Origin of the sequence: Pseudomonas sp. B14(2017) (assembly GCF_002113255.1) — a bacterium.
In the GTDB taxonomy this organism is placed as follows: Bacteria; Pseudomonadota; Gammaproteobacteria; order Pseudomonadales; family Pseudomonadaceae; genus Aquipseudomonas; species Aquipseudomonas putida_Z.
In genome coordinates this window covers 148,987-174,402 of record NZ_NEJY01000011.1, presented here as the reverse complement: position 1 = coordinate 174,402, position 25,416 = coordinate 148,987, and the positions used below count along the sequence as shown (strand labels likewise).

Annotated in this window: 18 protein-coding genes; 12 read left to right on the top strand and 6 right to left on the bottom strand. The window is 65.8% G+C overall.

Annotated features, from left to right (window positions below; genetic code table 11):
- The first annotated feature begins 82 nt into the window (after positions 1-82).
- From CAG34_RS13590 to CAG34_RS13575, 4 genes are all read left to right on the top strand, one after another.
- Positions 83-697: a dihydrofolate reductase family protein gene (locus tag CAG34_RS13590; RefSeq protein ID WP_085590555.1), complete on the top strand. Its 615-nt coding sequence runs from the start codon at positions 83-85 to the stop codon at positions 695-697.
- 80 nt (positions 698-777) lie between these two features.
- Positions 778-1,323 carry a lipocalin family protein gene (locus CAG34_RS13585; RefSeq protein WP_085590553.1) on the top strand — a complete coding sequence of 182 codons (546 nt, stop codon included), beginning with the start codon at positions 778-780 and terminating at the stop codon, positions 1,321-1,323.
- Positions 1,324-1,500: 177 nt separating this feature from the next.
- The gene (locus CAG34_RS13580; protein ID WP_085590551.1) at positions 1,501-2,460 is read left to right on the top strand and encodes a ribonuclease Z; all 960 of its coding nucleotides are present in this window, start codon (positions 1,501-1,503) and stop codon (positions 2,458-2,460) included.
- 34 nt (positions 2,461-2,494) lie between these two features.
- The gene (locus CAG34_RS13575; RefSeq protein WP_085590549.1) at positions 2,495-3,022 is read left to right on the top strand and encodes an AAA family ATPase; all 528 of its coding nucleotides are present in this window, start codon (positions 2,495-2,497) and stop codon (positions 3,020-3,022) included.
- A 230-nt stretch (positions 3,023-3,252) separates the two neighbouring features.
- Here CAG34_RS13575 and CAG34_RS13570 read toward each other — a convergent pair whose 3' ends face one another.
- Together CAG34_RS13570 and CAG34_RS13565 are read right to left on the bottom strand one after the other, a co-directional pair.
- Complete coding sequence (locus CAG34_RS13570) at positions 3,253-4,536, bottom strand: Zn-dependent hydrolase (RefSeq protein WP_085590547.1); 1,284 nt, start codon at positions 4,534-4,536, stop codon at positions 3,253-3,255.
- A 137-nt stretch (positions 4,537-4,673) separates the two neighbouring features.
- Positions 4,674-6,164 (bottom strand): NCS1 family nucleobase:cation symporter-1, encoded by a 1,491-nt coding sequence (locus CAG34_RS13565; RefSeq protein WP_085590545.1) that lies wholly within the window; start codon positions 6,162-6,164, stop codon positions 4,674-4,676.
- A 342-nt stretch (positions 6,165-6,506) separates the two neighbouring features.
- Between CAG34_RS13565 and hydA the strand changes: the two genes are divergently transcribed.
- From hydA to preA, 3 genes are all read left to right on the top strand, one after another.
- Positions 6,507-7,946, top strand: a complete 1,440-nt coding sequence (gene hydA, locus CAG34_RS13560; RefSeq protein WP_085590543.1) for a dihydropyrimidinase — start codon at positions 6,507-6,509, stop codon at positions 7,944-7,946.
- A 214-nt stretch (positions 7,947-8,160) separates the two neighbouring features.
- Positions 8,161-9,528: an NAD(P)-dependent oxidoreductase gene (locus CAG34_RS13555; protein WP_085590542.1), complete on the top strand. Its 1,368-nt coding sequence runs from the start codon at positions 8,161-8,163 to the stop codon at positions 9,526-9,528.
- Complete coding sequence (gene preA / locus CAG34_RS13550; protein WP_085590540.1) at positions 9,529-10,803, top strand: NAD-dependent dihydropyrimidine dehydrogenase subunit PreA; 1,275 nt, start codon at positions 9,529-9,531, stop codon at positions 10,801-10,803. It abuts the gene before it with no gap.
- A 147-nt stretch (positions 10,804-10,950) separates the two neighbouring features.
- On the opposite strand, the gene CAG34_RS13540 is transcribed toward preA, so the two are convergent.
- From CAG34_RS13540 to gnd, 4 genes are all read right to left on the bottom strand, one after another.
- Positions 10,951-11,571, bottom strand: a complete 621-nt coding sequence (locus CAG34_RS13540) for a TetR/AcrR family transcriptional regulator (RefSeq protein ID WP_015270992.1) — start codon at positions 11,569-11,571, stop codon at positions 10,951-10,953.
- Between the two features lie 299 nt (positions 11,572-11,870).
- The gene (locus CAG34_RS13535; protein WP_085590538.1) at positions 11,871-13,667 is read right to left on the bottom strand and encodes a glycoside hydrolase family 15 protein; all 1,797 of its coding nucleotides are present in this window, start codon (positions 13,665-13,667) and stop codon (positions 11,871-11,873) included.
- Positions 13,668-13,811: 144 nt separating this feature from the next.
- On the bottom strand, positions 13,812-15,317 hold the full coding sequence (zwf, locus tag CAG34_RS13525) for a glucose-6-phosphate dehydrogenase (RefSeq protein WP_085590536.1): 1,506 nt from the start codon (positions 15,315-15,317) through the stop codon (positions 13,812-13,814).
- Positions 15,314-16,297: a phosphogluconate dehydrogenase (NAD(+)-dependent, decarboxylating) gene (gene gnd / locus CAG34_RS13520; protein ID WP_085590534.1), complete on the bottom strand. Its 984-nt coding sequence runs from the start codon at positions 16,295-16,297 to the stop codon at positions 15,314-15,316. The genes zwf and gnd overlap by 4 nt, the downstream gene beginning before the upstream one ends.
- A gap of 203 nt (positions 16,298-16,500) precedes the next feature.
- Here gnd and CAG34_RS29010 point away from each other — a divergent pair, with 203 nt between their 5' ends.
- From CAG34_RS29010 to CAG34_RS13500, 5 genes are all read left to right on the top strand, one after another.
- Positions 16,501-16,668 (top strand): DUF6026 family protein, encoded by a 168-nt coding sequence (locus CAG34_RS29010; protein ID WP_256573554.1) that lies wholly within the window; start codon positions 16,501-16,503, stop codon positions 16,666-16,668.
- Between the two features lie 594 nt (positions 16,669-17,262).
- Positions 17,263-18,822, top strand: coding sequence for a glycogen synthase GlgA (glgA, locus tag CAG34_RS13515; protein WP_085590532.1), 1,560 nt, complete (start codon positions 17,263-17,265; stop codon positions 18,820-18,822).
- Between the two features lie 14 nt (positions 18,823-18,836).
- Positions 18,837-20,579, top strand: a complete 1,743-nt coding sequence (treZ, locus tag CAG34_RS13510) for a malto-oligosyltrehalose trehalohydrolase (protein WP_085590530.1) — start codon at positions 18,837-18,839, stop codon at positions 20,577-20,579.
- Positions 20,576-22,645: a 4-alpha-glucanotransferase gene (gene malQ / locus CAG34_RS13505; protein WP_085590528.1), complete on the top strand. Its 2,070-nt coding sequence runs from the start codon at positions 20,576-20,578 to the stop codon at positions 22,643-22,645. Before treZ ends, malQ begins: the two co-directional genes overlap by 4 nt.
- On the top strand, positions 22,642-25,416 hold the full coding sequence (locus CAG34_RS13500; protein ID WP_085590526.1) for a malto-oligosyltrehalose synthase: 2,775 nt from the start codon (positions 22,642-22,644) through the stop codon (positions 25,414-25,416). The genes malQ and CAG34_RS13500 overlap by 4 nt, the downstream gene beginning before the upstream one ends.

The window sequence follows — 25,416 nt, the reverse complement described above, 5'->3', positions numbered from 1 at the left end:
CACAAGGCCCTGTCGATTCTGCTGCCTGCCATTCGACTATCCCATGCCCCCAGCCACCCCGGCTGCCAACAGGAGAGTCCCCATGCGCAAACTCATCGTAGCCGCCTTCATCAGCCTCGACGGTGTCATGCAGGCCCCCGGCGGCCCGCAGGAAGACACCAGCGGCGGCTTCACCTACGGCGGCTGGATCGTGCCCTACGCCGAGGAAGTCTTCGGCCAGGCCATGCAGGCCCTGTTCAGCCAGCCCTTCGAGTTGCTGCTGGGCCGGCGCACCTACGACATCTTCGCCGGCTACTGGCCAAAGGTAAAAGACAGCTCGGAAGACTTCTCCATCGCCAACCTGTTCAACAGCGTGCCCAAGCATGTGGCCACCCACACCCCCGCAACCCTCGACTGGCACAACAGCCATGCCCTTGGCGTGGACATCACCGCAGCGGTCCGCGCGCTGAAACAACAGGACGGCGCCAACCTGCTGACCCAGGGCAGCAGCGATCTGGTGCAGCAACTGCTGGCGGCGGGCCTGGTCGATGAACTGCAACTGCTGATCCACCCGTTGCTGCTCGGCCACGGCAAGCGCCTGTTCGGCGACGATGCGGCAGCGACGGCCTTCACCCTGCAGCACTCGCAGATTTCGCCCAAGGGCGTGGTCATCGCCCGTTACGTGCGTGCCGGCGAAGTGCAGACCGGTTCGTTCTGAAAGGCACGATTCCGTACAACTTTTGCCTCTCGCTCGCATCGAAACACAGGTAAGCCCCGTCCGTATCAAGGAGGTTCACCATGGCGCTACGCACCACGTTGCTGTTTTGCTGCATGACCCTGGCCCTGTTCGGCTGTGCCGGCAACGATCACCCGGCGCCGCCGCGCACCCAGCAGGTCGACCTGCAACGTTACCAGGGCACCTGGTATGAACTCGCGCGGCTGCCGATGTTCTTCCAGCGCAACTGCGTGCAGTCCGAAGCGCACTATGGCCTGCGAGAGGACGGCCGCCTCGACGTGACCAACCGCTGCCAGGAAAAGGACGGCCAGTGGAACCAGGCCAAGGGCATCGCCGAAGCCCAGCAACCGGGCAGCACCGACAAGCTCTGGGTGCGCTTCGACAACTGGTTCAGCCGCCTCGCGCCCGGTCTGACCAAGGGCGAGTACTGGGTGCTGTACCACGACCAGGACTACCGCGTAGCCTTGGTCGGCCACCCGAACCGCGAATACCTGTGGCTGCTCTCGCGCACGCCCGCGGTCACCGACCAGCTGCGCGAGCAACTGCTGACGATCGCCCGGGAGCAAGGCTATGACACCAGCAAGCTGATCTGGCGGCAGGCCGAGTAGGCAACACCTGGCGGGCCATCGACGACATGCGGCAATCCGGCTAAGGTGTGCGCCCTTACTACCTCGAAGGAACGAGCCCGTTGAGTACCACGCCGCTACCTGCACCCCGTATCCGTCCAACACCCATCCGCCCGCTGGTGCTGACGTCACTGCTGGACTGAAACAAGGAGCCAGACCATGGATTTGCTGTTCCTGGGCACCTCCGCCGGCGTGCCGACCAAGGCACGCAATGTCAGCGCCACCGCAGTGATCGAAGCCAGTGGCAGCCACTGGTACCTGGTCGACTGCGGCGAAGGCACCCAGCACCGGCTGCTGCATACGCCGCTGTCGATCCGCGACTTGCGCGCCATCTTCATCACCCACGTGCACGGCGACCATTGCTTCGGCCTGCCGGGCCTGCTGGCCAGCGCTGGCATGAGCGGGCGCACCCAGCCGCTAGACCTTGTCCTGCCCGCCGCCCTGCACGACTGGGTGCGCCAGGGGCTGGTGGCCAGCGATACCTTTTTGCCGTTCGAACTGCGCCTGCTGGCCGTGGAAGAGCTGGTGGAATGGCGCAGTGACGCCCTGCAAGTGACCAGCGTGCAGCTTTCGCACCGAGTGCCGAGCGTCGGCTTCGAGTTCACCGAGCTCAACCCCGAACCGCGCCTGGACATACCGCGCCTGGAAGCCGAAGGTATCCCCCGCGGCCCGCTGTGGGGCGAGCTGGCCAAGGGCTTGACGGTGCAGCATGGCGGGCAGCGGCTGCACGGCTGTGATTACTTGCGCCCTTCGCGCCCGCCACGGCGGGTGATCGTGTGCGGCGACAACGACAACCCCGAGCTGTTGGCCGACGTCGCCAAGGGCGCGGACGTGCTGGTGCACGAGGCCACGTTCACCCAGGCGGTGGTGGAGCGCACGGGGGTCACCTTCGGCCACAGCACCGCGGCTGCAGTGGCGCGCTTTGCCGAAGCTGCGGGCGTGCGCAACCTGGTGCTGACGCACTTCAGCGCCCGCTACCAGAACGACCCACGGCGCAGCCCGAGCATCGACAACGTGCGCGACGAAGCCCTCGCCTACTACAGCGGGCAGCTGACCCTGGCGCAGGACCTGCAGCGCTATCACATCGGGCGCGATGGCTGTCTCGAACCGGCCGGATGATTTAGCATGGCCGGTTTTCCAAAAGGACTTGGCCATGCAACGCATCGTGATTCTGGGCAACGCCGGCAGTGGCAAATCGACCCTGGCCCGGCAGATAGGCGCACGCTTGGGCGTGCCCGTGGTGCACCTCGATACGTTGTTCTGGGAGACCGGCTGGGTCGAGCCGGATGCCGAGACCTTCCGTACCCGCGTGCGCGATGCGGTGGCTGGGGAGGCTTGGGTATGCGAAGGCAATTATGCCCGCCGCACGTTCGACCTGCGTCTGCCGCGGGCCGACCTGATCATCTGGCTGGATACGCCGAGACTGACATGCCTCAAGCGGGTGATCCTGCGCAGTGTGCTGAACAAGCCCCGACCGGACCTGCCGGCAGGATGTACCGAGCGGCTGGACCGGGCGTTTCTGACCTTTTTGAAGTTCGTATGGACGTTCGACCGGGGGTATCGGCCGGGGATCGAGGCGAGCCGCCAGGCCACAGGGCCGCAGGTGCCGGTGGTGCATTTGCGAGGTGAACGGCAGATTGCGGCGTGTCTGGCGAGCCTCTCATTGCCTGTTCCGGCCTAATCGCCGGCAAGCCAGCTCCCACAGGTACTGCACATGCCTCAGGGCCAGTGCATCCTGTGGGAACTGACCCAGAGGCATACGCAGTACCTGTGGGGAATATGCAGTCCCTGTGGGAACTGGCCTTTGGGGCATATGCAGTACCTGTGGGAGCTGGCCTTTGGGGCATATGCAGTACCTGTGGGAGCTGGCTTGCCGGCGATAGGGCCGGCGCAGGCGCCTTCTATCTCCGCTCAGGCCGCCAACCGCCCACTGGCAATCGCCTCCGACGCCGCCAGCATCGCGCGCAGCAACACCGCGCAGCCCGCGGCCAGGTCCTCGGGCGTGGCGTTCTCGATCTCGTTATGGCTGATACCGTTCTCGCACGGCACGAAAATCATCCCCGCCGGCCCCAGTTCGGCCAGGAAGATCGCGTCGTGCCCCGCGCCGCTGACGATATCCATGTGCGGCAGGCCCAGCGCCTGCGCCGATTCGCGCACGGCATCGACACACCCTTGGTCGAAGTACAACGCCGGGAAATCGGCCGTGGGTACCAGTTCGTGGCTCAGGCCATGCCTGGCACAGGTCGCCTCGATCACCGCGCGCACATCAGCAATCATGGCATTCAGCTGCTCACCCTCCAGATGACGGAAATCCAGGGTCATGCGCACTTCGCCCGGGATCACGTTGCGCGAGCCCGGGTAGGCCTGCAGGCAACCCACCGTGCCACAGGCATGGGGCTGGTGGCCGAGGGCGGTGCGGTTGACTGCCTCCACCACCGCCGCCGCGCCGACCAGGGCGTCCTTGCGCAGGTGCATGGGCGTAGGGCCGGCATGGGCCTCGACACCGCGCAGGGTCAGGTCGAACCACTTCTGGCCCAGCGCGCCCAACACCACGCCGATGGTCTTGCGCTGATCTTCGAGGATCGGGCCCTGCTCGATATGCGCTTCGAAATAGGCCCCCACCGGGTGGCCTGATACGGCGCGCGGGCCGGCGTAGCCGATGGCGTTCAACGCCTCGCCAACGCTGACACCCTGGGCGTCGCGCTTGGCCAGGGTTTCCTCCAGGGTGAACTTGCTGGCGAACACCCCGGAACCCATCATGCACGGCGCAAAGCGCGAACCTTCTTCGTTGGTCCACACCACCACTTCCAGCGGTGCTTCGGTTTCGATGCCCAGGTCGTTGAGGGTGCGGAGCACCTCCAGCCCAGCCATCACCCCGAAGCAGCCGTCGAACTTGCCACCGGTGGGCTGGGTGTCGATATGGCTGCCGGTCATCACCGGGGGCAGCTTGGGGTTACGCCCCGGGCGACGGGCGAAGATGTTGCCGACAGCGTCGATGCTGACCGTGCAACCGGCGGCCTCGCTCCACTGCACGAACAGGTCGCGGGCCTGGCGGTCGAGGTCGGTCAGGGCCAGGCGGCACACGCCGCCTTTGGCTGTGGCACCGAGGCGGGCCAGGTCCATCAGGGACTGCCACAGGCGGGTGCTGTCGATGTGGTGGGCGGTGGTCTTCAGGATCTCTTTGACTGGGGTCACGGGTTTCTCCTTCAGGCTTTTTGTTGTCTGTGCCGGCCTCTTCGCGGGCATGCCCGCTCCCACAGGATCACCACAGGTCTGGAAAACCGTGCAGTACCTGTGGGAGCGAGCGAGCCCGCGAAGAAGCCAACGCGGTCTCACGGCAAGGGCTTGGCCACCCGCGCCGGGCTGCGCGCGACCACGCCGGCGAAGAGGTAATACAGCGCCCCACCCAGCAGCGAACCGGTGAACCAGCCGTAGTCGTAGAACCAGCTGAAACTGCTGTTGCCAATGGCCATCACGGTCAGCGCCACCGGCAACGCAAAGGCGGCAAAACCGGCCCAGTTCCACGCCGGGTACACGTCGTCGCGGTACAGCCCGGCCAGGTCCAGCTTCTGCCGGCGGATCAGGAAGTAGTCCACCACCATGATCCCGGCGATCGGCCCCAGCAGGCTGGAATAGCCCAGCAGCCAGTTGGAGTACACGCTCTCCAGGCTCAGGTCGGAGACGATCCAGCCCAGCTTCTTCAGCAGCTCATGGCCCATCAGCGCCAGGCCGATGAAGCCGGTCAGCCACACCGCGCGGGTGCGCCCGATCAGGCGTGGGGCGATGTTCTGGAAGTCGTTGGTCGGCGACACGATGTTCGCCGCGGTGTTGGTCGACAGCGTGGCGATCACGATCAGCGCCATGGCCAGGGCCACCCAGAACGGGCTGTGGATCTTGCCGATCAGGCTGACCGGGTCGGACACGGTCTCGCCAACCAACGACGCCGAAGCAGCGGTGAGTACCACGCCCAGCGCGGCGAACAGGAACATGGTCAGCGGCAAGCCGAAGATCTGCCCGAGGATCTGGTCCTTCTGGCTGCGGGCGTAGCGGCTGAAGTCGGGGATGTTCAGCGATAGCGTGGCCCAGAAGCCGACCATGGCGGTAAGCCCGGCGCAGAAGTAGCCGAGCATGTTCGCCCCTTCCGGGCGCTTGGGCGGCTGGGCCAGCAGTTCGGTCATCGACATGTGCGGCAAGGCCCAGAACAGCAGGCCGACGCCGACCGCCACCAGCAGCGGTGCCGAAAGCGTTTCGAGCCACTTGATCGACTCGGCGCCGCGCAGCACCACCCACAGGTTCAGGCACCAGAAGATCATGAAGCCGATCACCTCGCCGGTGCCGCCCAGGGCCTTCCAGCCGTCGAACACCGAGCCGAGGAACAGGTGGATGGCCAAGCCGCCGAACATGGTCTGGATGCCGAACCAGCCACAGGCGACCACTGCCCGGATCAGGCATGGCACGTTGGAGCCAAGGATGCCGAACGACGAACGCAGCAGCACCGGGAACGGAATGCCGTACTTGGTGCCAGGGAAGGCGTTGAGGGTGAGCGGGATCAGCACGATCAGGTTGGCCAGCAAAATCGCCAGCAGGGCCTCGCCCACGCTGAGGCCGAAGTAGGCGGTGAGCACGCCGCCGAGGGTGTAGGTGGGCACGCAGATGGACATGCCCACCCACAGGGCGGTGATATGCCATTTGTTCCAGGTGCGCTGGTGCACCTTGGTCGGGGCGATGTCGTGGTTGTAGCGCGGGCTGTCGAGGACATCGCTGCCCTCGGACAGCTCGAACAGGCCATCCTGCTCGACCACTTCCGATCTGCTCTGCTGCATGGGGGCCTTCTCCAGATGTTCTTGTAGTTGTTTGCCCATCGGGTTGATGCGATGGCCGGAGTACACACGCTTTATGTGCTTGAAAATCTCGACCAGATTTTCATCTTGTCAAGTCAGTCAAAGTTTCAAAAAGCCCCGTAGTCAGCACCGAAAAACAAATAATTTCCTTAATTTCAATGAGTTAAAAACCACAAAATTAATGGGAAAATTTTCTTGCTGAATGCCGTATCTGCATCTAGCCTCCAATCTTGTCAGGTCTGACAGGATTAACCGCCCTGTACGCCCTGCACCCAGACAATTCCAAGAACCGGCCCAGACCGGTCAGCCTGCGAGGAAAACGGCATGTCCCTGTTGATCCGTGGCGCCACCGTGGTCACCCACGAAGAGAGTTACCCCGCCGATGTCCTGTGTGCCGATGGCCTGATCCGCGCCATCGGGCAAAACCTCGAACCGCCCACCGACTGCGAGATCCTCGACGGCAGCGGCCAGTACCTGATGCCCGGCGGCATCGACCCGCATACCCACATGCAGCTGCCGTTCATGGGCACCGTGGCCAGCGAGGACTTCTTCAGCGGCACCGCCGCGGGCCTGGCCGGTGGCACCACCTCGATCATCGACTTCGTCATCCCCAACCCGCAGCAGTCGTTGCTGGAGGCCTTCCACACCTGGCGCGGCTGGGCGCAGAAAAGCGCCAGCGACTACGGCTTCCATGTCGCCATCACCTGGTGGAGCGAGCAGGTGGCCGAAGAAATGGGCGAACTGGTGGCCAAACATGGGGTGAACAGCTTCAAGCACTTCATGGCCTACAAGAATGCGATCATGGCCGCCGACGACACCCTGGTGGCCAGCTTCGAGCGCTGCCTGCAACTGGGTGCGGTGCCCACAGTGCATGCCGAGAACGGCGAACTGGTGTACCACCTGCAGAAAAAACTGCTGGCCCAGGGCCTGACCGGGCCGGAAGCCCACCCGCTGTCACGCCCGTCCCAGGTCGAGGGCGAGGCGGCCAGCCGCGCCATCCGCATTGCCGAGACCCTGGGCACGCCACTGTACCTGGTGCATGTTTCCAGCCGCGAAGCGCTGGACGAAATCGCCTATGCCAGGGGCAAGGGCCAGCCGGTGTATGGCGAAGTGCTGCCAGGCCATCTGCTGCTGGATGACAGCGTCTACCGTGACCCGGACTGGGCCACCGCCGCAGGCTACGTGATGAGTCCACCGTTCCGCCCGCGCGAACACCAGGAGGCGCTGTGGCGCGGGCTGCAGTCGGGCAACCTGCACACTACCGCCACCGACCATTGCTGCTTCTGCGCCGAGCAGAAAGCCATGGGCCGCGACGACTTCAGCCGTATCCCCAACGGTACTGCCGGCATCGAGGACCGCATGGCGGTGCTGTGGGATGCCGGGGTGAACAGCGGGCGCCTGTCGATGCATGAGTTCGTCGCGCTGACCTCCACCAACACCGCGAAAATCTTCAACCTGTTCCCGCGCAAAGGTGCCATTCGTGTTGGTGCCGACGCCGACCTGGTGCTGTGGGACCCGCAAGGCACCCGCACCATCTCGGCCAAGACTCACCACCAGCAGGTGGACTTCAACATCTTCGAAGGCCGTACCGTGCGCGGCATCCCCAGCCATACCATCAGCCAGGGCAAGGTGCTCTGGGCCGATGGCGAACTGCGTGCGGAAAAAGGCGCGGGCCGGTATGTGGAACGGCCGGCGTATCCGTCGGTGTATGAAGTGCTGGGGCGCAGAGCCGAAGTGCAGCGGCCGACGCCCGTGCAGCGTTAAGGCCATTGGGGCTGCTGCGCAGCCCATCGCCGGCAAGCCAGCTCCCACAGGAATAGTGCTGCTCTCAAGGGCATGGCTCTCCTGATGGAACCAGCTCTTACAGGGATGGCAATGCTCTCAAGGACAACACTGTACCTGTGGGAGCTGGCTTGCCGGCGATTGGGGCGCACCGCGCCCCCATTCCAAGCCCCATATAAAAAGAGAGGCTACAACCGTGATCGACGCCCTGAACCACTTGCCGCGCCCACGGGCCGGCGCCGACCAGCTGGCCGAGCGCTTCAGCGACCTGGCCCCACCCCTCACCGCCCGCCAGGCCGCCGTCGAAAGCGCACGCTGCCTGTATTGCTATGACGCCCCCTGCGTCAACGCTTGCCCCAGCGACATCGACATCCCGTCGTTCATCCATCGCATCAGCGACGAAAACCTGCAAGGCGCCGCCGAGCGCATCCTCTCGGCCAACATCCTCGGCGGCAGTTGCGCCCGCGTCTGCCCCACCGAAATCCTTTGCCAGCAAGCCTGCGTACGCAACAACGCGCAGGAATGCGCACCGGTGCTGATCGGCCAGCTGCAGCGCTATGCCCTGGACAACGCCCAGTTCACCGAGCACCCGTTCCAGCGCTCGCCGGCCACTGGCAAGCGCATCGCCGTAGTTGGGGCCGGCCCCGCCGGGCTGTCGTGCGCCCACCGCCTGGCCATGCACGGGCATGATGTGGTGGTGTTCGAGGCCAGTGACAAGGCCGGTGGCCTCAACGAGTACGGCATCGCCCGCTACAAGCTGGTGGACGACTACGCCCAGCGTGAAGTGGAATTCCTGCTCGGCATCGGCGGCATCGAGATCCGCCATGGCCAGCGCCTGGGCAGCAACCTCGGCCTGGGCGAACTGCGCGATCAGTACGACGCAGTGTTCCTCGGCCTGGGCCTGAATGCCGTGCGCCAGCTCGGCCTGCCGGATGAAGAGGCCCCCGGCCTGCTCGCCGCCACCGCATACATCCGCGAACTGCGCCAGGCCGACGACCTGAGCCAGCTGCCCCTGGCCGACCGCTGCCTGGTGATCGGCGCCGGCAACACCGCCATCGACATGGCCGTGCAGATGAGCCGCCTGGGAGCCCGTGACGTCAACCTGGTGTACCGCCGTGGCCATGCCGACATGGGTGCCACCGGCCACGAGCAGGACATCGCCAAGGCCAACCAGGTACGCCTGCACATCTGGGCCCGCCCCGATGCCGTGCTGCTGGACGACAGCGGCAAGGTGCGCGGCATGCGCTTTGCCCGCACCGAACTGGCAGACGGCCGCCTGCGCGACACCGGCGCAACCTTCGAACTGGCCGCCGATGCCATCTTCAAGGCCATCGGCCAACGCTTCGACGACGCCAGCCTCGGCGACCCGGTGGCCGCACAACTGGCTCGCGACGGCGAGCGCATCCGCGTCGACGAAAGGATGCAAACCAGCCTGCCTGGCGTATATGCCGGCGGCGACTGCACCGCCCTGGGCCAGGACCTTACCGTCCAGGCGGTGCAACACGGCAAGCTGGCCGCCGAAGCCATCCATGCCCAACTCATGCTCAACGTGGAGGCTGCGTAAATGGCCGACCTGTCCATCGAATTTGCCGGCATCAAGGCACCCAACCCCTTCTGGCTGGCCTCCGCACCGCCGACCGACAAGGCCTACAACGTGGTCCGCGCCTTCGAGGCCGGCTGGGGTGGCGTAGTGTGGAAAACCCTGGGCGAAGACCCGGCGGCAGTCAACGTGTCGTCGCGCTACTCGGCGCATTACGGCCCCAACCGCCAGGTGCAGGGCATCAACAACATCGAGCTGATCACCGACCGCTCGCTGGACATCAACCTGCGCGAAATCACCCAGGTGAAGAAGGACTGGCCCGACCGCGCGCTGATCGTGTCGCTGATGGTGCCGTGCGTGGAAGACTCGTGGAAGTTCATCCTGCCGCTGGTGGAAGCCACCGGGGCCGATGGCATCGAACTGAACTTCGGCTGCCCGCACGGCATGCCGGAGCGCGGCATGGGTGCGGCGGTCGGCCAGGTGCCGGAGTACGTGGAAATGGTCACCCGCTGGTGCAAGACGTACTGCTCGCTGCCGGTGATCGTCAAACTCACGCCGAACATCACCGACATCCGCCAGTCGGCCCGTGCCGCGCACCGTGGCGGGGCCGATGCGGTGTCGTTGATCAATACCATCAACTCGATCACCAGCGTCGACCTCGACCGCATGGTCGCCCACCCTATCGTTGGCGACCAGAGCACCCATGGCGGCTACTGCGGTTCGGCGGTAAAGCCGATTGCCCTGAACATGGTGGCGGAAATCGCCCGCGACCCGCAAACGCGCGGCTTGCCGATCTGTGGCATTGGCGGCATCGGCAGTTGGCGTGACGCAGCCGAGTTCATGGCCCTGGGCAGTGGCGCCGTGCAGGTGTGCACGGCAGCGATGCTGCACGGCTTCCGCATCGTCGAGGACATGAAGGACGGCCTGGCGCGCTGGATGGACCAGCACGGGCACCGCAACATCGAGGCGTTCCGCGGCCAGGCGGTGGGGCATACCACCGACTGGAAGTACCTGGACATGAACTACAAGTCGGTGGCGCACATCGACCAGCAAGCATGCATTGGCTGCGGGCGCTGCCACATTGCCTGCGAGGATACTTCGCACCAGGCGATTGCCAGTACGCTGAAGGCAGATGGCACGCATGCCTACAGCGTGATCGAGGAGGAATGCGTGGGCTGCAACCTGTGCCAGATCACCTGCCCGGTGGAGAACTGCATCGAGATGGTGGCTCAGGATACCGGCAAGCCGTACCTGAACTGGACGCAGGACCCGCGTAATCCCTACTGCGAGGCCAGTTGAGGCAATTGGGGCTGCCTTGCAGCCCTTCGCGGGCACGCCCGCTCCCACAGGGATCGCGCTGCTTGGGAGGACAGCGAAACACCTGTGGGAGCGGGCGTGCCCGCGAAGGGCCGCAAAGCGGCCCCAATCGCTCAGCGTACACCGACCTCAAGGCTCCAGCCCGATCCCCCGCAAGATCACGCTGGTCACCGTCTGCACGGCATTTTCAAAGGCCATGTCCGACAACGCCTCCCCGCCATTGAGCAACGTCACCTGGTAACCAAAGTCGGCATAGTGTTGGGTCGAGGCCCAGATCATGTACAAAAGCGCCGACGGCTCCACCGGCAGGATGCGCCCCTCCTCCACCCAGCGGCGGATCTTGGCTTCCTTCAACTTGGCCCAGGGCACCAGGCTTTCATCCAGGTTCACCCCCAGCACCGGCGCCCCATGCAGCATCTCTTCGGCCCAGATCTTCGAGCCCAGCGGCCGCGAGCGCGAGTGGCCCATCTTCGCCCGGATGTAACTGGTCAGCACCACGCGCGGGTCGTCGAAGTTCTCGAAGCACAGCGCGTCCTGCTTCCACACATCCAGCAGGTCCTGCAGCACCGCGCGGAACAGGTCGTCCTTGGTGCTGAAGTAATAATGCAGGTTGGAACGCGGCAACTCGGCCTGCTCGGCGATATCACCCATCGAGGTGGCGCCGTAGCCCTTCTCGGCGAACACCTTTTCCGCCGCCTGCAGGATCTTCTCGATATTGCGCCGGCGGATTTCGATCTTGTGGTTGGCCATCAGGCTTGGGCCGTCCACACCGCCAGCTCATAACCGTCTGGGTAGATGAAATTGAATTCGATGTTGTCGATCTGCCGATCAGTACCGCGAATGCCCATGTGTGCTCCGTGCCGAAGGGGTTTGCCCTAGTCTACTCCGCTTACTCCAAGCCAGCGCAATCCCTGTAGGAGCGGCCTTGTGTCGCGAAAGGGGTGCGTAGCGCCCCCGGGATTTCAGCCTCGCTGCATGAACTGCCGGGGCTGCTTTGCAGCCCGATCGAGACACAAGGCCGCTCCTACAGGGGGAGACCGCCACCTGACTTAGCTACAACTCGCCCGATCACGCACCGGGCACTGTGCGCGGTGCAGGTTCAGTGCGGTGTTGATGATGCCGATATGGCTGAACGCCTGGGGGAAGTTGCCGAGCATGCGCTGGCCCGCCGGGTCGTACTGTTCAGCCAGCAGGCCAAGGTCGTTGCACAGGCCGGTCAGGCGTTCGTACAGTGCCTGCGCTTGTGCCTGGCGGCCCAGCAATACATACACGTCGGCCAGCCAGAACGAACACACCAGGAAGGTGCCCTCCCCGGGTGTCAGGCCGTCGCTGCAGCGGTCACTGTCATAGCGCAGCAGCAGGCCGTTTTTCAGCAGGCGCTGTTCGACCTGTTCGAGCGTGCGCAAGAAGCGTGGGTCATCCGCCGGCAGGAAGCCGGTCAGGGCGATGTGCAACAAACTGGCATCCATCTCGGTCGAGCCATAGGCCTGGACGAAAAAGCGGCCGCTGGGGTCCAGGCCCTGCGCGCACACCTCACGACGAATCTCGTCAGCTACCTGGCGGTAATGCCGCCCGCGCTCGCGGCCTTCCTCGGTGGTGTCGGCCAGCCCCGCGGCACGGTCGAAGGCCATCCAGGCCATGACCTTGGAGTGCACGAACTGCTGCCGGCCGCCGCGCACTTCCCAGATGCCCTCGTCCGGCTGGCGCCAGATGCGCTCTACGTAAGGCAGGATCGAGCGGGCGATGGCGGCGCTGCGCGGGTGGCGGGGCAAGCCGCCCTTGATTGCCTGGGTCATGGCATCGGCGAGTTCGCCATAGATGTCCAGTTGCATCTGCGCTGACGCTGCATTGCCCACCCTCACCGGTTGCGAGTGCTCGTAACCGGCCAGCCACGGCAAGGTGTATTCCTGCAGGTCACGTTCGCCCGCCAGGCCATACATGATCTGCATCTGCTCGGGGTTGCCGGCCACCGAGCGCAACAGCCACTCGCGCCAGGCCTGGGCTTCGTCGAAGTAGCCGAGGTTCATGAAGGCCAGCAGGGTCATGGTCGCGTCGCGCAGCCAACAGAAGCGGTAGTCCCAGTTGCGCTCGTGGCCGATGCGCTCGGGCAGTGAGGTGGTGACGGCGGCAACGATGCCGCCGGTGGGCGCGTAGGTCATGGCCTTGAGGGTCAGCAGCGAGCGGCGCACCAAGGCGGAGTATGGGCCCACCTGTGGGCAGCGGGCGGCGAAGGCCTGCCATTGGTCGATGGTCTGCGCCAGCGCTTCATCGCTATCACAGCCGGGCTGCACCGGCAGGTGCGAGGGCTGGTGGCGCAGGCTGAACACCTGGCGTTCGCCCGCGCCAACGCGAAAGCGGGCGACGGTGTGCTGGTCACGGGCATGCGGGGGGACGGTGCTGCACAGGATCAGCCGGTCGGGGCCGGCGACGGCGCTGAGGGTCAGCGGGTCGAGCCGTTCAACCCAGGGCACGCTGCGGCCGTAGTCGAAGCGCATGACCAGGTCCATTTCGAAGTTGGTTTCGCCAGCGAGGCCCTCGACGATGCGCACCAGCGCGTTGGCCTCGCCCAGCGGCATGAAGTCGAGCACGCGGGCGCGGCCGGTGGCGGTGACCCAGGTGGTTTCCAGCACCAGGGTGTCGTCCAGGTATTGGCGGCTGCTGTGTTCGACCGGGTCGCAGGGGGCCAGGCGCCAGCGGCCGTTTTCCTCGTTGCCCAGCAGTGCGGCGAATACCGCGGGGGCGTCGAAGCGTGGCAGGCACAGCCAGTCGAGCGAGCCATCGCGGCTGACCAGGGCGGCGCTGCGGCAGTTGCCCAGCAGGGCATAGTCTTCGATGTGGGCAGGCATTGAGGCTCCTTTGTGTGGTTGCCTGTGACGGCCTCTTCGCGGGCATGCCCGCTCCCACAGGTGCACCACAGCCCGTGAAGGCGGTGCAATACCTGTGGGAGCGGGCGTGCCCGCGAAAGGGCCGGCACAGGCTTTACAAAAAACTCACCCCAACCGATGCCACTCGCGCTTGTCCCGCGCCAGCAATTCATTGCCGGCATCGGGCCCGTCCTCACCGGCCGGGTACTCATGCACCTCGCCACCCTGGGCCCAGGCATCGAGGAACGGCTGCACCGCGCGCCAGCCGTTCTCGATGTTGTCAGCCCGCTGGAACAGGGTCTGGTCACCGGTCAGGCAGTCGTAGATCAGCGTCTCGTAGCCGGTCGCCGGGGTCATCTTGAAGAAGTCCTTGTAGGCAAAGCCCAGCTCGACGTTCTCCATCACCAGCTCCGGCCCGGGGCGCTTGGCCTGCAGGTCGAACCACATGCCTTCGTTGGGCTGGATCTGGATCTTCAGGTAATTGGGCTTGGGCCGCTCCAGCTCCGACTCGCGGAACTGCGCATAAGGCGCCGGCTTGAAGCAGATGGCGATTTCGGTATCACGCACGCTCATGCGCTTGCCAGTGCGCAGGTAGAACGGCACGCCAGCCCAGCGCCAGTTGTCGATCATCACCTTCAGCGCCACATAGGTCTCGGTCTGGCTATCCGCCGCGACGTTGGCCTCGTGGCGGTAGCCGGGCAACTGCTTGCGCCCCTGCTTGCCGGCACTGTACTGGCCACGCACGGAGTTTTTCAGGGCCATCTTCGCCGACCATGGGCGGATGGCGCCGACCACCTTGGCCTTTTCGCTGCGCACGGCATCGGCGGCGAACGCGGCCGGGGGTTCCATGGCCACCATCGCCAGCAACTGGAACAGGTGGTTGGGCACCATGTCGCGCAACGCCCCGGTGCTGTCATAGAACGCACCACGGGTCTCGACGCCGACGGTTTCCGCGGCGGTGATCTGCACATGGTCGATGTAGTGGTTGTTCCAGAACGATTCGAACAAGCCGTTGGAGAACCGGCTGACCAGGATGTTCTGCACCGTCTCTTTGCCCAGGTAATGGTCGATGCGGTAGATCTGCCGCTCGCCCATCACCTTCAGCAGGCAGGCGTTGAGCGCCTCGGCGCTGGCCAGGTCGGTGCCAAAGGGCTTTTCCACCACGACCCGGCGAAAGCCGCCGGCCGATTCGTCGAGCAGCCCGGCCTGCCCCAGGCGCTGCGCCACTTCGGGGAAGAAGCGCGGCGAGGTCGCCAGGTAGAAGATGGCGTTGCCGTGGCGGGTTGTGTCGATGCGCTTGGCGAGGGCCTGGTAGGTGGCCGGGTCGAGGAAATCGCCGGTCTGGTAATCCAGGCGCTTGGCCAGGCGTGCCCAGAGCTTCTCATCCAGGCACTTGGCCGTGCCCTCGCCACCTTTGTCACGCTCGACCATGAACGCATGCAGGCGCTCGGCGAATTCCTCGGCAGTGGCCGGGTTGTGGTCGACACCGACGATACGCAAGTTACGGTCCAGCAGACCGTCACGGCTGAGGTTGTAAAGCGCCGGCATCAGCAAGCGCTTGACCAGGTCGCCATTGGCGCCGAACAGGAACAGGGTGCATGGCGGAGCGGCCGGAATGCTCTGTTTGGTCATTCGGCTTTTTTCTCGACGTGGCCACCGAAGCCCAGGCGCATGGCCGAGAGAATCTTGTCACCATAGGTGCCTTGCTGCTGGCGCGAGCGGAAGCGGGCGAACAGCGCGCTGGACAGCACCGGCACCGGCACCGCCTGCTCGACGGCGGCGTCGATGGTCCAGCGGCCCTCGCCACTGTCGGACACCGAGCCACTGAACTGCGACAGCTGCGGGTCGGCCACCAGCGCATCGGCGGTGAGGTCGAGCAGCCACGAGGTGACCACGCTGCCACGCCGCCACACTTCGGCGATTTCGGCCACGTTCAGGTCGAAACGCTGGTCTTCCGGCAGTTCGTTGCCGCCCTTGCTGCGCAGCAGGTCGAAACCTTCGGCATAGGCCTGCATCAGGCCGTATTCAATGCCGTTGTGCACCATTTTCACGTAGTGCCCGGCACCGGGTGGGCCGGCGTGGATGTAGCCGTGTTCGGCACGCTGGTGCTCGCCGCTGCGGCCATGGGTACGCGGGATGTCACCCACGCCCGGGGCCAGCGCCTTGAACAGAGGCTCCAGGCGCTCGAACACGTCCTTTTCGCCACCGATCATCATGCAGTAGCCACGGTCCAGGCCCCACACACCGCCCGAGGTGCCGACGTCCAGGTAATGCAGCCCGCGCTTGGCCAGCTCGGCGGCGCGGCGCATGTCGTCCTTGTAGAAGGTGTTGCCGCCGTCGATGATCGCATCGCCCGGCTCCAGCAGCTCGGCCAGCTGGGCGATGGTCTGCTCGGTGGGCTCGCCGGCGGGCAGCATGACCCACACCGCGCGCGGTGCTTTCAGCTTCTGCACCAGTGCGCCGAGGTCGTGCGCACCCTGGGCACCCTCGCCCTCCAGGCCAACGATGGCCTCACGGTTGCGATCGTGTACCACGGTGCGGTGGCCGGCGCGCATCAGGCGCCTTGCGATATTGCCGCCCATGCGGCCCAGCCCGATGATTCCCAGTTGCATGAGCCGATGCTCCCCTTTCGAAATAAATGACAACACAAATTAGCTTTTCAGCTTAGTCCAGCGAACCGCTCGAGGGTTCAGCGACGAACGGCGAGACCACGATAAACAAAAAAGTTCCCAAGACTTGCAAAAGAATTCAGAATGCGCCCGCGTGAAGCGTCTACGCTTTAACTTGTCACCAGCCAAAACCGCGAGGTGTGCTCATGGGTACCTTGATGCCTGCAACCCCAACCCAGACCCTCTATGTCTCCGTGCGCCGTGATGAGCTGCGTAAACTGAAGGACGAACGTGACCAGCTGCGCCAGCAGGTCGCTCAACTGAACCTGCTGCTGACACAACAGCGCGCTGAAGACAAAGCTGTCAGCCTCTGATTCTACCTTCTTCTTGTGGGGGCTGAATGGCTCCCACTCTGCTTGTCTCTCTCTGAATCCTCTTTTCCAGGCCCGGCCTCTTCGCGGGCACGCCCGCTCCCACGAAGATTGCGAAAGAATCCAACATCTGCCTTGCGCCCTACTCTGGTGCATCAGCACTTGAAAGCCACAATTTGGCGCACCATCCCTATCCCCCCTCCGCCCCTTTCCACCTCCGGTCACAAACGCCAACGTTTGCGTCTATTCCGCGGCATGACAATAGTGACCAGCGGGTCACCTTTTTATCTCTTTCTCTCCTACACTCGGGTTTCGGCCCGCCATTTGCTCAACGGAAGAGTGACGAAAAAAAGTCGAACTTTCCGGAACGCGGGCAGGTCAGGAACTAAGTAGGCCAAACGCAAAGGGACTTCCCAGCATCGGCCCACACACCCCAACCAGCGCAATCGCCTTCGGCCGGAATGCCGATCGCGCCGTGCCTGCGCGCACGACCCTGGGGCATGGAACGCACTACGCAGAATCCAGAATCAGAGAGAACCAACACGAAACATCGCCACGGGTGCCAGCACCCGGCCAAGCATAGGGACGGAGAGAAGTATGATCAGTGCCGCTGTCGAGCCTCACGTAGATTCATTCAACCCGGACAACCGCGAACCGCTCACCCCGGACTTCGCCACGACAGGCAAGGCACCCGGCGCCCAGCGCCAGCACAACCGCAACAAGCGCAAGATTTTGTTCGTGACCTCGGAAATCGCCGACCTGGTGAAAACCGGTGGCCTGGGTGACGTGTCTGCAGCCCTGCCCCGTGCCCTGGCGCACCTGCACGATGTGCGGGTGCTGATCCCCGGCTACCGCCAGGTGATGGAAAGCGACAACCCCATCCACATCGTCGGTGAACTGGGTGGCCACGCCGCCCTGCCACCGTGCAAGATCGGGCGCATGGACATGGCCGACGGCCTGGTCATCTATGTGCTGATCTGCCCCGAACTGTACCAGCGCGACGGCACCCCCTATGGCGCCAACAACGGCCGCGACTGGCCCGACAACCACATCCGCTTCGCCCGCCTGGGCCTGGCCGCCGCCGAAATCGCCGCCGGCGAAGGCAGGATCCACTGGAAGCCCGAAGTGGTGCACGCCCACGACTGGCCCGCCGGCCTGGCTCCGGCCTACATGCACTGGCGCGGGCTGAGTACGCCAACCCTGTTCACCATCCACAACCTGGCCTACCAGGGCGTGTACAGCCGCGGCTGCAGCCCGGAGCTGGCAATCCCCGAACATGCCATGCAGCAGGAAGGCATGGAGTTCTACGGCAAGCTGTCGTTCCTCAAGGCCGGCCTGGCCTACGCCAGCCACATCACCACGGTCAGCGCCACCTATGCCCGGGAAATCACCACCCCGGAATTCGGCTGCGGCCTGGACGGCTTCCTCGCCAGCAAGGCCCAGCAAGGCCTGCTCGGCGGCATTCCCAATGGCATTGACGAAAGCTGGGACTCGGCCACCGACAAGCACCTGCAGCACAACTTCAGCATCAACGACTGGGAAGGCAAGGCGCGCAATGCCCAGGAAGTGCGCGAGCTGTTCAAACTGCAGCCCTCCGAAGGCCCGCTGTTCGCCGTGGTTTCGCGCCTGGTCTACCAGAAAGGCCTGGACCTGACCCTGGGTGTGGCCGACTACATCGTCGAGCAAGGCGGGCAGATCGCGATCATCGGCCGTGGCGAGCCGGAAGAAGAGCAGGCCATGCGCGAACTGGCGCTACGCCACCCGGGCCGTATCGGCGTACGCATTGGCTTCAACGAGACCGATGCCCGGCGCATGTTCGCCGGCAGCGACTTCCTGCTGATGCCGTCACGCTACGAGCCATGCGGCCTCAGCCAGATGTACGCGCAGCGTTTCGGCTCGCTGCCGGTGGCGCGCAACACTGGCGGCCTGGCCGACACCATCGAGTGCGGCGTCACCGGCTTCCTGTTCAACGAGTCCACCGTCGAGAGCTATCGCCAGGCACTCAGCCGCGCCTTCTATGTATATGGCAAGAAGGACCTGCTGAACGCCATGCGCTGCCTGTCGATGACCCAACCGTTCAACTGGTGCCAGGCCGTGGAACCCTACGCACGCCTGTACGAAGAGTTGGTCAAGCAGGCACAGCACAGCCACTATTGAACGGGGAATCGAAGATGCACAGACATGGCGCACACCTGCTGGACGCCACGTCGGCGCGCTTCGCCCTCTGGGCCCCGGATGCGCGCAGCGTGAGCGTGGAACTAGAGCAACAGCCGGCCATCGAGCTGTTGCCCGACGATGATGGCTGGTTCACCGGCGTGGCCCCGTGCCAGGCCGGTGACCGTTACCACTACCGTATCGATGGTGCACTGCAGGTAGCCGACCCGGCCTCGCGCTACCAGCCCGATGGCGTGCAGGGGCCGAGCCAGGTAGTGGATGTGGCCAGCTATGCCTGGCAACACCCCTGGCAAGGCCGGCCCTGGCACGAAGCGGTCATCCAGGAGCTGCATGTCGGCCTGCTCGACGGCTACGCCGGGGTCGCCCGGCAACTGCCGCGCCTGGCCGAGCTGGGCATCAGCGCCGTCGAGCTGATGCCGCTGGGGCAGTTCCCTGGCGAGCGCAACTGGGGTTACGACGGCGTGCTGCCCTATGCGCCGCAAAACACCTATGGCAGCCCCGAGCAGCTGTGTGCGCTGGTCGACCAGGCACATGGCCACGGGCTGATGGTGCTGGTCGATGTGGTGTACAACCACTTCGGCCCCGACGGCAATTACCTGCACCAGTACGCCAGCCCGTTCTTCCGCGAAGACCGGCAGACCCCCTGGGGCGCAGCCATCGACTTCCGTCGCCCGCAGGTGCGCGAGTACTTCATCCAGAACGCCCTGATGTGGTTGTGCGACTACCGCTGTGACGGCCTGCGCCTGGATGCCGTGCACGCCATCGACCAGCCCGACTTCCTGGTCGAGCTGGCGCAAAGGGTACGTGCGGCGGTGGAACCCGGCCGCCACGTATGGCTGGTACTGGAGAACGAGCACAACCAGGCCTTCCTGCTGGAGCAAGGCTTCGACGCCCAGTGGAACGACGACGGCCACAATGCCCTGCATGTGCTGCTCACCGGCGAAACTGAAGGCTACTACGCCGACTACCAGCAGCGCCCCATCGACCAGCTGGCCCGCTGCCTTGCCGAAGGTTTCGTGTTCCAGGGCCAGGCCAACCGCCATGGCACGCCCCGCGGCGAGCCCAGCGCGCACTTGCCACCCAGCGCCTTCGTGCTGTTTCTGCAGAACCATGACCAGGTCGGCAACCGTGCCCTGGGCGAGCGCCTGACCCGCCTGTGCCCACCGCAGGCGCTGCGGGCGGCCACCGGGCTGTTGCTGCTGGCACCGATGATCCCTCTGCTGTTCATGGGCGATGACGATGGCAGCTGCCGGCCGTTCCTGTTCTTCACCGACTTCCATGACCAACTGGCCGACGCCGTGCGCGAAGGCCGGCGCGGCGAGTTCGCCCATTTCGCCGCCTTCGCCGACCCCGAGCAACGCCAAAGCATCCCCGACCCCAACGCCGAACAGACCTTCGAGGCCTCCCGCCCGCAAGGCAAGGAAGTGATCGCCGGCTGGCACGGCCTGTACCAGCACCTGCTCGAACTGCGCCGCCGCCATGTGATCCCGCACCTGCCCGGCAGCCGCGCGCTGGGCGCCGAAGTACACGGCGACAAGGCCCTGACCGCACGCTGGTGCCTGGGCAATGGCACCACCCTGCGCATCGACCTGAACCTGGCCGCCACCCCACAGGGGGTCGAGTTGCCCGCGCCGGCCAACCGCCTGTTCGACAGCAGCGACACCCGGCACCCCGATACCCACCTGGCCGCCTACAGCTGCGTGGTCAGCCTGCTTCCCCCTGCCCTGGAGCGCCCATGAGCGAAACCGCCCTGCACCGCCTGGCGACCCGCGTCGGGCTGAGCCGCGACTGGATCGACGCCAATGCCCGGCCCCAGCGTGTCAGCGACGAGGTACTGCGCAACATCCTTGAAGGCCTTGGCCACCCGGCCAGCGATGACGCCGCCATTGCCGCCAGCCTGCGCGCCGTGGACGCTGCCGAAGACAGTGAGCACCTGCCGCCGCTGCTGACCGCCGACCTCGGCCAGCCACTGGCACTGGCGCGCTACTTCAGCGCCGCCAGCGTCGCGCACTGCACCTTGGAGGACCACAGCGCCCTCACCCTCAGCCTTGACGACCAGGCCCGCCTGCCCGGAGCGCTGCCCATCGGCTACCACCAGGTGGAAATCGACAGCCGCCGCTTCACCGTGGCTGTGGCCCCGCCACGCTGCCACAGCCTTGAAGACCGCGTGCAGCAGCCGCCACCGCGCTGCTGGGGCCTGGCGGTGCAGCTGTACAGCTTGCGCCGCCCCGGCGATGGCGGCTATGGCGACTGCCTGGCCCTGGAACAACTGGCTCGCGCGGCCGCCGAGCGCGGTGCCGATGCCTTGGCCATCAGCCCGATCCACGCCCTGTCGGCCATCGACCAGACGCACTACAGCCCCTACTCGCCCTCCAGCCGCCTGTTGCTCAACACCCTTTACGCCAGCCCTGCCGCGCTGCTGGGCGAGCGGGAGGTGCGCGTGGCCATCGAAACCTGCGGCCTGGAGCAACAGCTGGAAGACCTGGAGCAAGGCCCGCTGGTTGACTGGCCGCGTGCCGCCAGCGCCCGCCTGCGCCTGCTCGAAGCCCTGTACCAGGGCTTCAGCCAGGGCGACCACCCGCTGCGCAAGGATTTCGACAGTTTCCGCGAAGCCGGTGGCCAGGCCCTGGAGCACCATTGCCGCTTCGAGGTGCTGCAGGCCCAGGCCGTGGAGCATGGCCTGGGCGCCGACTGGCGCCACTGGCCCAAGGCCTGGCACGACCCGTACCACCCGGAAGTGGAGGCCTTCGCCAACGCCTACCCGGCCAAGATCGAGTTCCATGCCTTTTGCCAATGGCTGACCGAACGGGGCCTGCAACGCGCCCAGGAAGCAGCGCGCGGCAACGGCATGGCGGTGGGCCTGATCGCTGACCTGGCGGTGGGCGCCGACGGTGCCGGCAGCCAGGCCTGGAGCCGCCAGGACGAGCTGCTGGCAGGCCTGAAGGTAGGCGCACCGCCCGACATCCTCAACCGTGCCGGCCAGGACTGGGGCATCTGCGCCTTCTCGCCCGAAGGCCTCAAACGCAACGGCTACCGCGCCTTCATCGAAATGCTGCGGGCCAACCTCGCCCACGCCGGCGGCCTGCGCATCGACCATGTCATGGGCCTGCGCCGGCTGTGGCTGATCCCGCAGGGGGCCAAGCCCAGCGAAGGCGCCTACCTCAACTACCCGCTGGACGACCTGCTGCGCCTGCTGGCGCTGGAGTCGGTGCGCCACCAGGCAATCATCCTCGGCGAAGACCTGGGCACCGTGCCGGAGGGCCTGCGCGAGCAACTGGCGGCCAAGGCCGTGCTGGGCATGCGCGTGCTGCCCTTCGAGCAGACCCAGCCCGGCCATTTCAAGCCGATTCTCGACTGGCCGGACAACGCCCTGGCCACCACCGGCACCCACGACCTGGCGCCGCTGGCCGGCTGGCTGGAAAACCGCGACATCGACTGGAGCCACCGCCTGCAACTGATCGATGCTGCCACCGAACTGCACTGGCGCCACGAGCGGCAGAAGGAGCACGACGGCCTGCGCCGCACCCTGGAGGCCAACTACGGCACGCTACCGGACAACGATGCGCTGATCGACGCCGCCATTCGCTACGTTGGCCACACCCGCGCACCGCTGGTGCTGGTGCCGCTGGAAGACCTGCTGGGTTGCGACGAGCAACCCAATCTGCCGGGCACCACCGCCGGCCACCCCAACTGGCGCCGACGCTTCGCCCGGCCGGTACGTGAACTGCTCGACGACGAAGACGCCGCACGGCGCCTGGAACTGCTGGCCCAGGCCCGCGAACAAGCCTGGGAGCGTGACCGATGAAAGCGCTGACCGCGACCCTGCGCCTGCAGTTTCACAGTGATTTCACCCTCGATCACGCCGTGCCGCTGGTGCCGTACTTCGCCCAGTTGGGTATCAGCCACCTGTATGCCTCGCCCATCCTCAAGGCCCGCGCCGGTTCGCGCCACGGCTACGACGTGGTAGACCCGACCTGCGTCAACCCCGAGCTGGGCGGCGAAGCGGCGCTGCAACGGCTGGTCGCCGCCCTGCGCCAGCACGGCATGGGGCTGATCCTCGACACGGTGTCCAACCACATGGCCGTGGGCGGTGCCGACAACCCCTGGTGGCAGAGCCTGCTGGCCTGGGGCCGGCGCAGCCCCTATGCAGAATTCTTCGACATCCAGTGGCATTCCAGCGACCCACTGCTGGCCGGCCAGCTGCTGTTGCCGTTCCTCGCCAGCGACTATGGCGTGGCGCTGAAAAATGGCGAGATACCGCTTGAGTTCGACAAGCACCATGGGCTGCTGCAAATCGCCCATTACCAACACCGCTTCCCGATCTGCCCGGTCGACTATGGCTGGATTCTTGCCCTCAGCCCGGAGCCGGCGCTCAAGGCCCTGGCCGAACGCTTCACCGCGTTGAACGCATCGGCCACGCCGCTGGCCGACGCCCTGCCCCTGCAAGCCGAACTGGCGCGCCTGGCAGGCGAAGGCGCCGACCTCGAATCGGCCCTGGTGGCGTTCGACAGCCGTAGCGAGAATGGCTTCAAGCGCCTGCACCTGCTGCTGGAGCGCCAGACCTACCGTCTGGCCAGCTGGCGTACCGCCGCCGACGACATCAACTGGCGGCGCTTCTTCGACATCAACGAGCTGGGCGGCCTGCGGGTGGAACGCGCGGTGGTGTTCGAGGCCACCCACGCCAAGCTGTTCGAACTGATCGAGCGCGGCCTGGTGGACGGCCTGCGCATCGACCATATCGACGGCCTGGCCGACCCGCGCGGTTACTGCCGCAAGCTGCGCCGGCGGGTCGATGGCCTGCTGGCACGGCGGCCGTTGAACGCCGCCCTGGAGCATTTCCCGATCTATGTGGAGAAGATCCTCGGCGCCAACGAGCACCTGCACCGCGACTGGCTTACCGACGGCACTACCGGCTATGAATTCATGAACCAGGTTTCGCTGCTGCAGCACGACCCGGCGGGCGAAGCAGCGCTGACCGAGCTGTGGGCCAGTGTGAGCGAACGCCCCGACTTCCCCGAAGAAGTGCGCCAGGCCCGCCACCTTGTGCTCAATGCCAGCCTGGCCGGCGACTGTGAGTCGGTGGCCCAGGCGCTGTTGCAGGTGGCGCGCAACGACCTGATGACCCGCGACCTGACCCTGGGCGCGATCCGCCGTGCCTTGCAGGCACTGGTGGCGCATTACCCGGTGTACCGCACCTACTTCAGTGCCTGCGGGCGCCCGGCAGAAGACGAAGGGTTTTTCCAGCAGGCCCTGGCCAATGCCCGGCAGGACCTGGGCGAAGCCGACTGGCCGCTACTCGAGCACCTGCAACAATGGCTGGGCGGGCAAGCCTGGCGCCGCCTGCCAGCAGGCCGGGCACGCAAGCAGCTGCGCCACGCCTGCGTGCGCTTCCAGCAACTGACCGCGCCCAGTGCCGCCAAGGCCGTGGAAGACACCGCGTTCTACCGCAGCGCGCGGCTGCTGTCGCGCAACGATGTGGGCTTCGACGCCGAGCGTTTCAGCGCCCCGCTCGAGCACTTCCACAACGAGGCCCAGCGGCGCCTGCGTGACTTCCCCGACAACCTGCTGGCCAGCGCCACCCATGACCACAAGCGCGGCGAAGACACCCGTGCGCGCCTGGCCGTGCTCAGCGAGCGCGGCCCGTGGCTGGCCAGCCGCATGGAACACTGGCGCGAACTGGCCACGCCGTTGCGCACGCAACTGGATGACGGCCCGGCGCCCAGCCCCGGCGACGAGCTGATGCTGTTGCAGACCTTGCTGGGCAGTTGGCCTCTGGACCTCGACCTGCACGATGACAACGCCCTTGGCCAGTACGCCGAACGCATCAGCAAGTGGCAGCAGAAGGCTTTGCGCGAGGCCAAGCTGCGCAGCAGCTGGAGCGCGCCGAACGAAGCATACGAAAACGCCTGCGCCCGCTACATCGATGGGCTATTGCTGGACGGCGAGAACCAGCAGCTGCGCAAATCGCTGGCCGATGCCGCCCATCTGCTGGCCTGCCCCGGTGCCCTCAACGGCCTGGTCCAGGCCCTGCTGCGCATGACCACGCCGGGCGTGCCGGACCTGTACCAAGGCAACGAATACTGGGATTTCAGCCTGGTCGACCCGGATAACCGTCGCGCCGTGGACTACGCCTGCCGGCGTCGCACCCTGGACGATGCAACGCCGGTAGCCGAGCTGCTGGAACACTGGCGCGACGGCCGCCTCAAGCAGGCGCTGATCGCCCGGGTGCTGGACTGCCGCCAGGCCCACGCCGAGCTGTTCCGCCGTGGCGCCTACCTGCCGCTGACCGTGCATGGCCGGCATGCCGACAAGGTGGTGGCGTTCGCCCGCCTTGGCGAAGGCGAACGGGCCGTCATCATCGCGCCACGCCTGGCCAGTACCCTGCTGGCAGGTGCACCGATACCCCTGATCCCGGCACAGAACTGGGACGACACCCGGGTAAGCCTGCCGTTTGCCTTGTCGCCTGCCAACTCGACGGGACTTTTCCCCAGTGCTGCTGTCAGCTCTTGCAGGGAGCTGTTGTTGAGCGCCGTGCTGGCGGAGTTTCCGGTCAACCTGCTGATACAACAATCTTGA

Excerpts from the sequence above, each read along its gene's own strand:
- CAG34_RS13590 (WP_085590555.1), top strand. The coding sequence starts at position 83 with ATGCGCAAACTCATCGTAGCCGCCTTCATCAGCCTCGACGGTGTCATG.
- CAG34_RS13585 (WP_085590553.1), top strand. The coding sequence starts at position 778 with ATGGCGCTACGCACCACGTTGCTGTTTTGCTGCATGACCCTGGCCCTG.
- CAG34_RS13580 (WP_085590551.1), top strand. The coding sequence starts at position 1,501 with ATGGATTTGCTGTTCCTGGGCACCTCCGCCGGCGTGCCGACCAAGGCA.
- CAG34_RS13575 (WP_085590549.1), top strand. The coding sequence starts at position 2,495 with ATGCAACGCATCGTGATTCTGGGCAACGCCGGCAGTGGCAAATCGACC.
- CAG34_RS13565 (WP_085590545.1), bottom strand. The coding sequence starts at position 6,164 with ATGCAGCAGAGCAGATCGGAAGTGGTCGAGCAGGATGGCCTGTTCGAG.
- hydA (WP_085590543.1), top strand. The coding sequence starts at position 6,507 with ATGTCCCTGTTGATCCGTGGCGCCACCGTGGTCACCCACGAAGAGAGT.
- preA (WP_085590540.1), top strand. The coding sequence starts at position 9,529 with ATGGCCGACCTGTCCATCGAATTTGCCGGCATCAAGGCACCCAACCCC.
- CAG34_RS13540 (WP_015270992.1), bottom strand. The coding sequence starts at position 11,571 with ATGGCCAACCACAAGATCGAAATCCGCCGGCGCAATATCGAGAAGATC.
- CAG34_RS13535 (WP_085590538.1), bottom strand. The coding sequence starts at position 13,667 with ATGCCTGCCCACATCGAAGACTATGCCCTGCTGGGCAACTGCCGCAGC.
- zwf (WP_085590536.1), bottom strand. The coding sequence starts at position 15,317 with ATGACCAAACAGAGCATTCCGGCCGCTCCGCCATGCACCCTGTTCCTG.
- gnd (WP_085590534.1), bottom strand. The coding sequence starts at position 16,297 with ATGCAACTGGGAATCATCGGGCTGGGCCGCATGGGCGGCAATATCGCA.
- CAG34_RS29010 (WP_256573554.1), top strand. The coding sequence starts at position 16,501 with ATGGGTACCTTGATGCCTGCAACCCCAACCCAGACCCTCTATGTCTCC.
- glgA (WP_085590532.1), top strand. The coding sequence starts at position 17,263 with ATGATCAGTGCCGCTGTCGAGCCTCACGTAGATTCATTCAACCCGGAC.
- treZ (WP_085590530.1), top strand. The coding sequence starts at position 18,837 with ATGCACAGACATGGCGCACACCTGCTGGACGCCACGTCGGCGCGCTTC.
- malQ (WP_085590528.1), top strand. The coding sequence starts at position 20,576 with ATGAGCGAAACCGCCCTGCACCGCCTGGCGACCCGCGTCGGGCTGAGC.
- CAG34_RS13500 (WP_085590526.1), top strand. The coding sequence starts at position 22,642 with ATGAAAGCGCTGACCGCGACCCTGCGCCTGCAGTTTCACAGTGATTTC.